This is a genomic window from Celeribacter sp., assembly GCF_048270365.1.
In the GTDB taxonomy this organism is placed as follows: Bacteria; Pseudomonadota; Alphaproteobacteria; order Rhodobacterales; family Rhodobacteraceae; genus Celeribacter.
The window spans coordinates 82,309-95,751 of the sequence record NZ_JBLWTA010000004.1 but is presented as its reverse complement, the minus strand read 5'-3'; the positions used below and the strand labels follow the sequence as shown (position 1 = coordinate 95,751).

Below are 13,443 nucleotides of genomic sequence, written 5' to 3'. Positions count from 1 at the left end.
GCGCACGGGGTTAGAAGCTGAAAAGCTGTGCCGCCGTCGAGAGCGTCGCAAGGAGTCGCTCAGCCAAGGTTAGAAACTAAAAACGCGCCCCGTCATGGAGCGCGTTTTTTAGTGATCGTTTTTGTAAGTCTTCTGTTCAAAAGTAGCTACGAACGAGTGCGCTTGAGATCAAAGCCCAGCCATCGGAGACCACGAAAAAAGCCAGTTTGAAGGGCAGGGATACGATGGCCGGTGGCACCATCATCATCCCCATGGACATCAGAATGGCTGAGACAACAAGGTCGATGATGAGAAACGGCAGGAAGATCAGAAATCCGATCTGAAAGGCGCGTTCGACTTCGGAGAGCAGAAAGGACGGAACCAAAATGGAAAGCGGCGCATCGCGGGTGACGCCGTTTACGTCGCTGATATCCGTGCGAAGCTCTTGAAGCTGTTGGAAGGTATCGGGATCAATGCGGTTGGACATAAAGCCGCGAAAGGGATCGATCGAAAGCTGGAATGCCTGCTCGAGAGGGATGTCGCCGTTCACATAAGGCTGAATTCCGATGGTCCAGCTTTCCGTGAAAACCGGTTCCATCACGAAATAGGTCAGAAACATCGCCAGGCTGATCATCAACATGTTCGGCGGCGACTGTTGCAGACCGATCGCCTGACGCAGGATCGAGAGAACGGTCACGATGAAGGGAAAACAGGTCAGTGTGACGGCGATCCCGGGAACGATACTCAGGACCGTGATCAGTAGTAAAAGCTGAATGGATCGGGTGGCCAGTGAACCGTCGTCACCAAGATCAAGCGTGATGGCCTGTGCGCTGGCGGTTTCCCCGATCAATAGAAAACTGATTGCCAGCAAAAGCAGAGGTGCAGAAAGCCGCATGAGTGCTCACAATCCGTTTTTCAGATCGGCAACCTCGATGAGGCGCACGGCCAATTGACCGGCTTGCCCGCCCTCCAGCTCCTGCAATTCGCCACGCGCAATCAGTTTGTCACCGACATAAAGTTCAACAGGGTCCTCGATATTGCGATCCAGAGGGAGGATGCTGTCGCTTTGCAGTTTCAGCAAATCCTTCACGAGCGGCCTGGCTTTGCCGACAGAAATCGTGATCTCGATGGGAACCTGAGAAAACGGGTTCGCGGCAGTGTCTTCAGTCTGTTCAACCATGTTTCATGGCCTCCTCATTCAGGGCATAGACCGCATTGATGGCCTTGCCGATTTTTTCGACGGCGGAATCCATATCGATCTTTTTCTCAAGCTCGCCCATGCGCAGATACACCTGACCTTCGGCGAGACTTGGTTCTTCAATGATGTCCAATGGAATGGTTAACGAGTCGTCAATGAGACGCTGAATTGCTGGGCGTGATGCGGGAGAAACAACAATTTGTATCGGCGCATCCGAGGCATCTTCGGCCATTGGCAAAAGCTCTTCGAGAATGGTCTGGCCCAGCGTTTCGTTGACAAGATTGGGTAGGACCTTGCTCACCATTTCTGTCAAAAGCGGCTCAAGCGCCTTCATGACATGCGAACGGGCCTCATGAAATGTGAAGCCCAAATCCTGAAGGTTGCGCGCAAATTCAGCCCCGATTCTCGATTGATCTTCGCCTTCGGCCCGCGTCGCATCATCCCAACCCGCTTTGTACCCCTGTTCATAGGCGGCCATACGGCTGGCCTCGATTTCTTCTTCCGAAGGTCCAGCGGGCGGAGCGGGTTGCGGCGGGACATCCTGAGCTTTTTGGGCTTTCGGTTTCGGTTTGGGGGCTGCCCCAAAGTCCTCAAGCGGGAATAAAGAGGTCATTACGCCGTCTCCTCAGTGTCTTCCATCCAGCCACGCAGAATCTCAACCGTTTCATCCTGGCGGTCTTCGATAAGCTTTCTGAGGCGTTTTACCGGATCGCTCGGCATACCGATCTCGTCGTCCCCGAAATCGAAATCGGAGACGACGCCCATTGTCGGCAATTCGAAACCGCCATCGGAAATTTCACCGGTCAAAGCGGGCGCGGTTGGCCGTGGAAGGTCGGGTACGGGGATCGTGGCGGGCATATTCTCAGACATATTTTCGATAGAGGCATCGACCGGCGCAGGGAGGCCGATGGACGGCTTGGCCAAGATCGGCCGCAGGACAAAGAGGCCGAGAATAAGGGAGACGACAGCCAGCACCGCCAGTTGAATGATGGACATCAGATCAATGCTCATCGCGGACATGAGAGAGCTTTGCGCCTCGGTGCCTTCCACGAGAACAGGCTCAAACTCCATGGTTTTGAGCGTAATCTGATCACCCCGTTCCTCATTGTACCCGATGGCGGATGCCACCAGATCGCGCAGAGCCTCAAGCTCTTCGGCGCTTCTCGGAGCCCAAGTTACTTCTTCGGTATCCGGGTTAACCGTTCTGAGGCCATCGACCAAAACGGCCACAGTCAGGCGTTTGATTGCACCGGGACCGCGTTGAATTTCGCGACGGGTTTCGGACACTTCGTAATTCACGCGTTCACGCGTTTCACTGTTGTTCGAACTCGAATCACGTCCTGTCGCACCTGCACCATCGGGCAGATTGGAGGCCACCGTGACAGATCCACCCCCGCTATCTTGCGAAGAGGTGCTGCGTTCTTCGGTTTCCGAACTGATCGCGACACGGCTTTCCGGGTCGAAATGGCGTTCGACGATGGATTCCTGATCCGTTTCTGTTTCCACCGAAACTTCGACAACGGCCTTGCCGACACCGACCCGGGCTTCGAGCAGGCGCTGCACATTCTGACGCATTTCATCGGCACGATCTGTGCTGCCGCTCGTGCCCGTCGCTGGATCATCACCGCTCACGACGACGCCCGTGCGACCATCAATAATCGAGACGTTTTCTGGCGACAGGCCTGCGACGGCGGAGGAGACCAAATACCGAAACGCTTTGGCTTGTTCGGCAGAAATCGCACCACTGTTGGCGGTCACTGTCACGGAAGCAGACGCGGCGATTTCGCGTTTGAAGGGTTGAGATGACGGATTGGCGATGTGGACGCGAGCTGTTCTAATCTGTTGAGAAGAAACGATTGTTCGTGCAATTTCACCCTCTTTGGCCCGCCAGTAGGCGGCATCGAACATCTGTGACGTCGTGCCGAAACCGGAAAGAGAATCAAGCAACTCATAGCCACCCGTAGAATTCGCAGGCAGTCCTTCTGAGGCCAAAGTCATGCGCAATTCATCGCGGGCGTCGGCAGGCACGAAAATCGCACCACCGCGAATCTCATAGGCCATGCCTTGCGCCTCGAGGGACTGAACCACCTCGCCGGCAGCGCTGGTCTCCAGCCCGGAATACAAGAGTGACATGGACGGTTTCGTCGCCATGCGGGACAAGCCAATGATCGCAGCAAACATCAGCACGGTTGCGCCGACGACGATGATACGACGTTTGGGATCTAAATTGGACCACACAGAAAGAATCTGTTGCAAGACGACACTCCTTGAATGTGCGGGCTTCTGCCCCCGCCTGTTCTTAGAAATGTCCGATCAGCCTTAACAATCGGTTAGCTACCTTCGGGATAAAACAGATTCGGAACAAAAATTTCTGGATGGACCCATGGCTGAAGAAGAACAGCTTAAAGAAGAACCGAAGAAAAAATCGAAACTCCCCCTGATCCTGGGGGTGGTCTTGATGTTGGTTCTGGGCGGTGGCGGTTTTTTCGCCGTCTATTCGGGTATGCTCTTTGCGCCCGAAACGGAGCACGTGGATGAAGACCTCGCGGCTCTCGACGAAGAACCGATGGCACCGCTGCCAAGCGTGGCCTTCGTGTCCGTAGAGCCGCTGATCGTCAACTTGATCGATACGACGGGCCGTGGGCGGCATTTGCGGTTTCAAGCGCAACTCGAAGTGCCGCTGCAATATGAGCAGGAAGTGATCACCTTGCTGCCGCGCGTCATGGACGTGCTGAACGGGTATCTGAGGGCGGTCGATGTGGCGGACTTGGAAAACCCTTCGGCTCTGGTGCGTTTGCGCGCGCAGATTTTGAGACGTCTTCAAATCGTGGCCGGAGAGGGCCGCGTCAAGGATGTGCTCATCATGGAATTTGTTATAAATTGAGGGCCCGGAAATGGAACTGATCGCAGATATCCTCATGATCGCCGGAACGTTGGCTGTCGCTGTCTATTGCGTGGTCCTGGCGCGTCGTTTGAGCCGCTTTACGGATCTGGAAAAAGGCGTCGGTGGTGCCATTGCTGTGCTGTCCGCGCAGGTCGACGACATGACGAAAACATTGACGAAGGCGCAGAAAACGGCGGGGATGTCCGCTGCGAAATTGGAGGATCTGACCCAGAGAGCCGAAGATGTGTCGCGCCGTATGGAGCTTTTGATTGCCTCCATGCATGACCTGCCAGCAGCCCCTGAGCCGGTCAAACCCAATCCGAAAGCAGAAGCGGAATGGCGGGAAACCAAAGAGGAGCCTGAAGGCGAAACCTTGTTTCTCAGCCAGAGACGTCGCGTGGAGGCTGCACAATGATAAAGGCAAAAAAATCCCCAAAGGTTCAGCCTAAAACCAAAGTGAAACGCCGACTTCGTTCGGGTCGCGGCGCACTTTGGGTGCTTGCAATGATATTTGTCGCCTCCGCAGCCATTCGTTTGGTCTCAGGAACGGGTGCGGCGATTGCCCGCGAAATGTCCGAGCTTTCGCATACAGAAACTGCTGAAAACCTGGGGCAGTCATCGGAAATTTGTCAAACCGATGAGGAATCTGCAGCACTGATCGCAGCTCTTTTGAAGCGCGAAAGAGACGTCGAAGAGAAAGAGCTCATGATCGCGCAAAAGATGAAGTCGATCGATTTGGCGCGCGCAGAAGTGTTGGAAAACCTGTCTGCCTTGGAGGATGCGGAAGCGCGGCTTCAAGCCACGATGACGCGCTCACAAACGGCGTCGGAAGACGATTTGTCAAAGCTTACGGCGGTTTACGAATCGATGAAACCGAAAGAAGCGGCAGCTCTCTTCGAGGCAATGTCGCCCGATTTTGCCGCAGGTTTTCTTGGACGAATGCGGTCTGATGCTGCTGGGGCGATCATGGCGGGTTTGAAGCCGGAAACAGCCTACACAATCTCGGTTATTTTGGCTGGTCGAAATGCGAAAGCGCCGAGTGAATAGGGCGTTTGGCAAACTTTCTTAAGAGGTTTGTGACAGGTTGATCTTGTTTGAACCGAAGACATAAGGACATGAGAACATGATCGGTATCGTTGGAATTCTGCTGATCTTCATTATGGTGTTCGGCGGCTATATTGCCGCTGGCGGTAAGCTCGGTATCATTTTGAAATCTCTGCCTTTTGAGTTCATGATGATTGGTGGGGCGGCGGCTGGTGCTTTCGTGATCTCGAACGATATGTCGGGGATCAAGCACACGCTCAAAGATATCGGCAAGGTCTTCAAAGGTCCAAAGTGGAAACCGGAAGATTACAAGGATTTGCTATGCCTTCTTTTCGAATTGATTCGCTTGGCCAGGCAAAATCCGGTCGGGCTCGAGGAACATATCGAAGCACCTGAAAACTCGTCTATATTCACGAAATACCCTAAAATCCTTGCTGATAAGGAAGCAATTGCCTTGACCTGTGACACGCTACGGTCTGCTTCCATGAATTACGATGATCCGCATCAGGTCGAAGAGGTTTTGGAAAAGCGACTGGAAACCAATATGCATCATGCGCTGCATTCATCGCACGCCATGGCAGCTGTTGGTGACGGTTTGCCAGCGCTTGGCATTGTGGCCGCTGTTTTGGGGGTGATCAAAACGATGGCCTCGATTGACCAGCCTCCAGAAATTCTTGGTAAAATGATTGGCGGTGCTCTCGTTGGGACCTTTTTGGGCGTGTTTCTTGCCTACGGGATCGTGGGTCCTTTTGCTGGCAAGATGAAGGATGTCATCGAGGAAGATGGGCATTTTTATCAGCTCATCCGAGAAGTTCTCGTGGCCAACCTGCACAATCATGCAACGAACATCTGCATCGAAGTCGGGCGTCAAAATACACCTGGTCACTACCGACCGAGTTTTTCCGATTTGGAGGAAGCGCTCAAAGAGGTGAAATCGGAGGCCGCATGATCCGAATTCTTGGCTTGATCTTGGGTTTTGTCGTTTTGCCGTATGGTTTGCTGGCAGAAGTCATTGATGTGCGCTCAGGGGAGCATGCCGGCTTTTCGCGACTTGTGATGCAATTTCCCTCTGAGGTCAGTTGGGAATTCGGTCGCTCAGGCGGGCAGTATGAATTTCGAACCGAGTCGGAAGATTTTACATTTCAGACTGGCGAAGTTTTCCAGAAAATTCCGCGTGATCGTATCAAGGATATCGAGGTTGGCCCAGGCTATGTGAGATTAACCACTCCTGAAAATGTTCATGCAGACGTGTTTGAATTGCGTGCTGGCCGTCTTGTGATTGACGTTAAAGACGGCGCGCCATCGACCGTGTCTGAGTTCGAGGCTGATTTGAGTTCTGAACCAGGCGCTGATGTTTCCGTCACGGAGCCTGCACCTGTAGAGGAAACTCTTCCAGAAACGGAAAATCAGGCTGCGACAAAAGATACATTGGCCTCAAGCGATGGCGATGACCGATTCTCGTCTGTGAACGATGATTGGATTGTTGAAAATGATCCGGTGGAACTTCCGATCATTATGTCTAAAACGGCCGAGCAAGATAACGCCCCCAATACCTCTGCAAGCGCATTCATCGATTCCCTCGATCAACAAATGGAGATCAAGTCAGAGCGCGTCGATGAGTTGGAGCGACAGTTGCTTGAACAGATTGGGCGCGCTGTCTCGCAGGGACTTCTGGACCCGGATGTGTCCGAAACCGAAAAAGTGGTCGAGGAAACGCGCTCCTATCATGAGGGGCAAGATACACCGGCACAGGTTGCAGAAGAGGCTGCGACCATCACAGAGGAGCCGGTGCAAGCGCGTTCCCATATTCGTATTCAGTCCTCAATCGATCGCGAGCAAAATAACCAATCTGGACAAAATTTGACGGATGGGCATGGCACAGTCTGTCTGGACAACACACTCGTTCAAATCACTGACTGGGGGCAGCCCTTAGAGGAGGGTTTAAATCTACCAGAAAGGCGCGCTGCGGCGATTGGAGAATTTGATCTCCCCAACCCTGATGGTGTGAAGCGCCTGGCGCAATATTACCTCTACCTCACGTTCGGTGCGGAAGCAAAATCGGTCCTGAAAGATTTTGGCGTGACCGTTGAGGGCCATGACATTCTTTCTGCAATGTCTGACATCATGGACCAAGGATATACAGATGCTCCAGGACGCTTGGACAAGCAGTTTGGTTGTAATGGTGCGGTCGCTTTCTGGTCTGTGATCGCAAAGAAAGACTTTAATACTTGGGAGACCTATAATCTGGATAGCGTCTTGTCGACATTTTCGGCGCTTCCGATTCATCTCCGCCGCCATCTTGGGCCATCTTTGTCAGAGCGCTTTATGGCGATCAATGACATGGACAGCGCCAAATATATCCAAAATGCAATCTTGCGGACAGAAGGTGATCACGGCGATGCCTTTGACCTTCTAGATGCAGAGCTTGAACTGGCTGACGGCAATCTGGATGAAGGGGTCCAGAAGCTCGAAAATATTGTTGATGAAAATGGAGATACAGCTCCAGAAGCCTTGGTCGAGCTCATTTTGACCAAGGTCTCAGGAGGTGCAAAAATCGACGAAAGATTGGCGGAAAATGCGGAAGCACTGGCAGTAGAATTTCGCGGGAATTCCTACGAAGGCACATTACAAAATGCTGCCCTTCTCGCCCGAATTTATTCGGGAGGGGCCGATATTGCTCTGCGGCAAGTCTTGGCATTGAAGCCGGAGCATAAATTCACCGATGATCAAAAAAATGATCTTGTATCACAGGCCTTGGAAGAATTGGCGGGCAATGCGAATGATACAACTTTTTTGAAAGTCATCCTTGCTCATCGCGAGGAGATTCTGGCGGAGAAGCTTACAAATGCAGCGCGCGTTGAGGCGTCTGAGCGTTTGCTGGACATGGGCTTCTTTGATCTAACCTTGGATTTCATGGCCGGTTATTCGGAGCAAGATGAGGATGCGCCGAAATTGATTTTGGCAAAGGCTTTTCTGGGTATGGGAGAGTCGGAGGCCGCACTCAGATATGCGACTCAGGTTGAAGGTGAAGAGGCGAGAAATATTGCTGCCAAAGCGTATTTTTATTTGAATGATCCTGAAAGCGCTGCACGCGTTTTGGGGGACAATCCGTCCAATCCTGAGCGAGATACTTTTTCTATAATGGCGGAGGACTGGGAGAGTTTGGGGCAATCTCAAAAAACCGGAATGTCCGATTTTGCAGATGTCATGAGCCGGCCAATAGACATGGTCGACGAAAATAATGGGGCTGCACCAACTTTATCGTCTGTCGAAGACATGCTTTCGTCCAGTCGTGAAACACGCAGTGTGCTTGAGTCCATGCTAAACTGAAGTATTGACTGTGGTTGGCGTCAACACTTTGTAAACCACGTCTGCCGTATTCTCGAGTTGCAGCAAGAAATGCGGCGAGTGAGAAAATGCGTATCATAAAGCTTAAAATTTTCATGTTAGCCGCTCTCTGTTTGCGCGTGAGGGCATCATGAATTTCAATATTTCAAGTCTTTTCAAACCAACAATCTTGCTCGCGCTGGCACTGATGGTTGTGATCGTCATGATGGTCTTGCCCGTGCCCTCATGGGTGTTGGACCTCGGTTTGGCGGCGAGCTTTGCGCTCGCGATCCTGATCTTTACCGTGACGCTCTTCATTGAAAGACCTTTGGATTTTTCGGCCTTCCCGACCATCCTTCTCGCCAGCCTCATGTTGCGCCTGTCTTTGAATGTGTCTTCAACCAAACTCATCATCGGACAGGGGCACACAGGCACATCTGCCGCGGGCAATGTGATCGAGGGCTTTGCGAGTTTTGTGATGAGCGGCTCCGTCCTCTTGGGGTTGGTGGTCTTCACGGTTCTCCTCATTGTGAACTTCATGGTGATCACCAAAGGTGCCGGGCGCATGGCGGAAGTCGGCGCGCGTTTTGCCTTGGACGGGATGCCTGGCCGACAGCTTGCCATTGATGCGGACCTTTCGGCTGGCGCGATCACACATGAAGAAGCCAAACAGCGGCGAGAACAAGAACTGGCGGAAACCACATTTTTCGGGTCTTTGGACGGTGCTTCAAAATTCGTAAAAGGGGATGCTGTCGCAGGGCTTCTGATCACACTGATGAATATCGTCATGGGGTTGGTGATCGGAATTGCGGTTCACGGTATGCCCTTGGGAAAAGCTTTCGAAACATATGCAATTCTGACCGTGGGCGACGGTTTGGTCAGTCAGATTCCTTCTGTGATCATCTCCATCGCAGCGGCGCTGTTGCTTGCGAAAGGCGGAACCAGCGGATCTGCAGACCTCGCGCTGTTTCGACAGCTGGGAAAATATCCTCCCGCGCTTTACACAGTTGCCCTTTTGATGGCGCTCTTTGCATTCGTGCCGGGGCTGCCGTTCATTCCATTTATTGGCGGCGCAATCGCCCTTGCCGCCAGTGCCTATTTCGTCTCCCGCAAGAACGAAGAGGAAAAAAAAGAACAAGAAAAGAAAGAGGCCGCTGAGCCGCGCCCCAAAGAAGAACGCGAATCCATGGGAGATGTGCTCGATCTGGACGACATTCACGTCGAATTCGCGCCCGATCTCGTGGCAATGGTTCTGGATCAGCAAACCGGACTGGATGCGCGTATCGCCAATATGCGCAACCATGTGGCCAGTGTTTTTGGCCTTATCTTGCCGGAAATTCGGCTGACTGATGATCCAAGTTTGCCGTCGGGTACATATGTCGTCCGCATTCAGGGGGTCGAGCAGGCCAAGGACCGCTTGCGCAAGGATAAGGTTCTGGCGCTGGTGTCGGGCGACGCCTCCACGCTGCCTTTGGGTGAGGATGTATCCGAACCTGTTTACGGCGCACCCGCGCGGTGGATTGATCCCTCGAAAAAAGAGGATGCGGCTTTGATGGGGTCCACGGTCGTCGGCGCCACCGAGGTGCTTGCGACGCATTTGCTCGAGGTGATCAAACGCAATTTTCCGCGCTTGTTGACTATGAAATCCTTGCGGCGACTGCTCGATGAAATGACCAATCTGACGGATAAATCCAGAGCCGAAGCCAATCAAAAACTCCTCAACGAGCTTATCCCTGATCGTGTTCCTATGGATCTATTGCTCTCCGTGTTGCGCCTTCTGTTGGAGGAGCGTGTTTCCATTCGCAACATGGCGCTGATCCTCGAATCCATTTCCGAGGCGCGCGGTTCCCATGCGAATGCCGAGTCGATTTGCGAACATGTGCGTCAACGGCTGGGCTTTCAGCTCATCTCTGAAATCAAGCGCGATGACGGAACGCTGCCTTTATTGCAATTGTCACCGGAATGGGAAGAAAGATTCACGACCTATCAAATCGATGGCGAGAGAGGGCATTCCGACATCGCTCTGCCTCCGGATCAGTTCAACAAGCTTGCCAAGACCATGGCGGATAAAATTGCCAAGGCCGGGGAAAGCGGGATTTATCCTGGCATCGTGACCTCAACGCGCAGGCGCCGTTTCCTTCGTACGGTTCTGTCCGCCCAAGGCATCCAAAACCCTGTCTATTCTTTTGAAGAGATTGGCACGGATGCGAAACCGTCTCTGGTTGGATTGGTACCGGCATGACCGAAAGCCTCGCAGAGCTTCTCGAACTGAGCCAAGCGGGGTTGTTGGCTGCGTTTCTTGTCTTTCTTCGCGTGGGCGCGATGATGGCCGTCGTGCCCGCATTCGGAGAGCAATCCATCCCCGAGCGCGTGCGTCTTGTTTTGGCGATTGCCTTCACGGCCATCGTTTTTCCTGCCGTCGTTTCGGAAATACAGCATCTCACCGCGTCCCCACAAAGTCTCGCGCGCGCCGTTGCAACCGAGGTAATCTCCGGCCTGTTGCTGGGATTGATCCTCAGACTCTTCGTCATGGTGTTGCAAATCGCGGGAACAATGGTGGCGCAATCCACGTCGCTGTCACAAATTTTCGGCGGGGGTGCGGTCGAGGCACAGCCCGCGATTGGCCACCTGTTCTTCGTGGCCGGCCTCGCGCTTGCGGTGATGCTTGGATTGCATGTGCGCATCGCAGAAATTCTGATCTTGTCCTATTGGTATTTCCCCGCGGGCCAGTTCCTTCCGCCGCAAGATGTCATGATGTGGGGGGTGGATCATATTTCCAAAGCCTTCGCTCTCTCGTTCAGTTTGGCTGCACCCTTTGTCATTGCATCTCTCATCTACAACGTGGCGCTCGGTGTCATTAACCGTGCGATGCCGTCGCTGATGGTGGCATTCGTCGGTGCACCTGCAATCACTTTGGGAGGGCTGCTCCTTCTCTTTGCGACCGCGCCAATCCTGCTTGAGATCTGGCAAGCGGGTTTTGCCCAGCTGCTTCTCAATCCGTTTGAGGCTCGCTGATGGCTGAGGGAGATGATGACGACGACAAGCAATATGAGCCGTCACAAAAGCGACTCGATGATGCGCGCAAAAAGGGCGAGATACCCCGCTCCAACGATCTGACAACAGCCGCCGCCTATTTTGGCTTTATTGCGGCTGCCGTTTCACTCGGTGCGGGCAGCCTTCAGAAAATGGGGACTGCCCTTCAATCCATGCTCGGCAATGCCGATTTGAATGCTGAAGCATGGTTTAGCGGGTCCGGAAAACCCTGGACCATGGGGGTGATGCAGGAGATTGGGGCCGGGCTTTTGCCATGGTTCGCTGTGCCTGCCGTTTTGGCACTTTTGGTCATTTTTGCGACGAGGTCGCTGATTTTTGCCCCGAGCAAAATCGAACCGAAACTGTCGAAAATTTCTCCGCTCTCGAATGCGAAAAATAAATTCGGCCGATCCGGGCTTTTTGAATTTGCCAAGAGCTTTTTCAAACTGTCGATCTATTCCGTGGTTTTGGGTGTCTATCTCTACACCAAACTCCCGCTCATCATGTCCACGATGTCCCTGAGCCCTGGGATCGTTGCGGCAACTTTGGCCGAATTGACGGTCGGATTTATGGTTATCGTGCTGATGATTTCGCTGTTGATTGGCGGCGTCGATTACCTGTTCCAGTACAGTGAGCATATGCGCAAACACCGGATGTCGCGCAAGGAATTGACGGATGAGGCGAAAGAGCAAGAGGGTGATCCGCATTTCAAAATGAAACGCCGGCAAAAAGGCATTGAGATTGTGATGAATCAGATGCTGGCGGAAGTGCCAAAAGCAGATGTGGTGATCGTGAACCCGACGCATTACGCGGTGGCACTGAAATGGGATCGCATGACAGGCGGTGCGCCGGTCTGTGTCGCCAAGGGTGTTGATGAGATTGCCGCGCGCATTCGTGAGGCGGCCAATGAAAACGGCGTGCCGATTCATCGCGATCCGCCGACCGCGCGGGCACTTTACGCGACAGTCGAGATTGGCGAGCAAATCCTGCCCGAACATTACCGGGCCGTCGCAGCCTCCATCCGTTTTGCCGAAAAAATGCGTCAGAAAATGAAAGCGCAGTTCGGACGATGACAGTAAAAAAGCAGCTGGAAAATTTGAAACGCCTGCAAGAGGTCGCCGAGCTTTCTCTGAACGCAGAGCTAGCAAAGCTGTCTGAGATCAAACGTGAAGAGCAGCCCTTGCGGCTTAGGCTGGCTGAGCTTGAAGCCAGCCGCAAGCAGCGTGCGGAATGCGTCGGGGGGGCGATTGATTTCGATATGGCCAGTTTGATGGGCGTAGATGGCGCCTGGGACAGGTGGGCTGCAAAGCAACAACGGCAGCTCATGCAAGAGCTCGCGAAGGTGGCGGAACGTCGCGAAGTGCAGCTTGAACGCACGCGCAAGGCATTCGGCAAAAAAGATGCGCTCGGCAAATTGGCCGAGCGCATTGATAAATCTCTTTGAAGTGTCTCAGTTGATGTCCTGACGGACGATATCGATCACAAGCACATCGTTGATGTCCGGCCCAATGGTTTTTTGCGCAACTTCCAAAAGCGCATGCCGCAGAGCGTTCATCGTGCTGCTGTCTGTGAAGGCGCCTTTGAACCCGCCCGTGTTGGCGTGATCGAACAGCACCTGAAGAAACGCATCCCGAAGTTTTGGTTCACGCGCATAAATCGTCTCGCGCGCGCCGGTTCTGGCCTCCAGGCTGAGCGACAGAACAACCATGGCGACCACGCGTCCCCCTTCGAGATCAGGGATCACGAATTGGTTGTTCAATTTCACATACTCGAAGGCTGCATTTTCCTCGTCGGTATGGTCTTCATCGCCATGGGCATCCGGTTGCGGATGGTTCGGGTCGGTTGCACCAACATCGCCACAGGGATCAATCTGGACAATTTCGGGGTCGGGCCGAAGCATCAGCCCGCCACCGACGCCAGCACCAAGACCGACAAGCGCCAATAGAATGGGGAGGAGTTTCTTAATCACGCGATCCTC

Annotated in this window: 14 protein-coding genes; 9 read left to right on the top strand and 5 right to left on the bottom strand. The window is 53.4% G+C overall.

Translation table 11 applies throughout. The features are described 5' to 3' along the window. Positions 1–136 precede the first annotated feature (136 nt). From fliP to fliF, 4 genes are all read right to left on the bottom strand, one after another. Positions 137–874 (bottom strand): flagellar type III secretion system pore protein FliP, encoded by a 738-nt coding sequence (gene fliP, locus ACN0X0_RS07005; RefSeq protein ID WP_417278575.1) that lies wholly within the window; start codon positions 872–874, stop codon positions 137–139. Positions 875–880: 6 nt separating this feature from the next. After that, the gene (locus ACN0X0_RS07000) at positions 881–1,159 is read right to left on the bottom strand and encodes a FliM/FliN family flagellar motor switch protein (protein ID WP_226551581.1); all 279 of its coding nucleotides are present in this window, start codon (positions 1,157–1,159) and stop codon (positions 881–883) included. Next, on the bottom strand, positions 1,152–1,655 hold the full coding sequence (locus tag ACN0X0_RS06995; protein ID WP_417262464.1) for a flagellar biosynthesis protein: 504 nt from the start codon (positions 1,653–1,655) through the stop codon (positions 1,152–1,154). The genes ACN0X0_RS07000 and ACN0X0_RS06995 overlap by 8 nt, the downstream gene beginning before the upstream one ends. 134 nt (positions 1,656–1,789) lie before the next feature. Further along, complete coding sequence (fliF, locus tag ACN0X0_RS06990) at positions 1,790–3,433, bottom strand: flagellar basal-body MS-ring/collar protein FliF (RefSeq protein WP_417278574.1); 1,644 nt, start codon at positions 3,431–3,433, stop codon at positions 1,790–1,792. 127 nt (positions 3,434–3,560) lie between these two features. On the opposite strand from fliF, the gene ACN0X0_RS06985 reads away from it, so the two are divergent. The 9 genes from ACN0X0_RS06985 (at position 3,561) to ACN0X0_RS06945 (ending at position 12,909) form a co-directional block, all read left to right on the top strand. Continuing rightward, positions 3,561–4,061, top strand: coding sequence for a flagellar basal body-associated FliL family protein (locus ACN0X0_RS06985; protein ID WP_417278573.1), 501 nt, complete (start codon positions 3,561–3,563; stop codon positions 4,059–4,061). A gap of 10 nt (positions 4,062–4,071) precedes the next feature. After that, positions 4,072–4,476, top strand: coding sequence for a hypothetical protein (locus tag ACN0X0_RS06980; RefSeq protein WP_417262467.1), 405 nt, complete (start codon positions 4,072–4,074; stop codon positions 4,474–4,476). Next, positions 4,473–5,108: a MotE family protein gene (locus ACN0X0_RS06975; protein WP_417278572.1), complete on the top strand. Its 636-nt coding sequence runs from the start codon at positions 4,473–4,475 to the stop codon at positions 5,106–5,108. The genes ACN0X0_RS06980 and ACN0X0_RS06975 overlap by 4 nt, the downstream gene beginning before the upstream one ends. A gap of 76 nt (positions 5,109–5,184) precedes the next feature. Next, a complete protein-coding gene (motA, locus tag ACN0X0_RS06970) occupies positions 5,185–6,054 on the top strand; it encodes a flagellar motor stator protein MotA (RefSeq protein WP_417262469.1) in 870 nt (289 codons plus the stop codon). Next, positions 6,051–8,435 carry a hypothetical protein gene (locus ACN0X0_RS06965; RefSeq protein ID WP_417278571.1) on the top strand — a complete coding sequence of 795 codons (2,385 nt, stop codon included), beginning with the start codon at positions 6,051–6,053 and terminating at the stop codon, positions 8,433–8,435. The genes motA and ACN0X0_RS06965 overlap by 4 nt, the downstream gene beginning before the upstream one ends. A gap of 148 nt (positions 8,436–8,583) precedes the next feature. Then, positions 8,584–10,674 carry a flagellar biosynthesis protein FlhA gene (gene flhA, locus ACN0X0_RS06960; protein ID WP_226551538.1) on the top strand — a complete coding sequence of 697 codons (2,091 nt, stop codon included), beginning with the start codon at positions 8,584–8,586 and terminating at the stop codon, positions 10,672–10,674. After that, positions 10,671–11,447, top strand: a complete 777-nt coding sequence (locus tag ACN0X0_RS06955) for a flagellar biosynthetic protein FliR (RefSeq protein WP_417278570.1) — start codon at positions 10,671–10,673, stop codon at positions 11,445–11,447. Before flhA ends, ACN0X0_RS06955 begins: the two co-directional genes overlap by 4 nt. Next, entirely contained in the window at positions 11,447–12,538 is a 1,092-nt protein-coding gene (locus ACN0X0_RS06950) for an EscU/YscU/HrcU family type III secretion system export apparatus switch protein (protein WP_417278569.1), read from the top strand. Before ACN0X0_RS06955 ends, ACN0X0_RS06950 begins: the two co-directional genes overlap by 1 nt. After that, positions 12,535–12,909 (top strand): hypothetical protein, encoded by a 375-nt coding sequence (locus ACN0X0_RS06945; protein WP_417278568.1) that lies wholly within the window; start codon positions 12,535–12,537, stop codon positions 12,907–12,909. The genes ACN0X0_RS06950 and ACN0X0_RS06945 overlap by 4 nt, the downstream gene beginning before the upstream one ends. A 6-nt stretch (positions 12,910–12,915) precedes the next feature. On the opposite strand, the gene ACN0X0_RS06940 is transcribed toward ACN0X0_RS06945, so the two are convergent. Further along, positions 12,916–13,434 carry a flagellar basal body-associated FliL family protein gene (locus ACN0X0_RS06940; RefSeq protein WP_417278567.1) on the bottom strand — a complete coding sequence of 173 codons (519 nt, stop codon included), beginning with the start codon at positions 13,432–13,434 and terminating at the stop codon, positions 12,916–12,918. Positions 13,435–13,443: the final 9 nt, after the last annotated feature.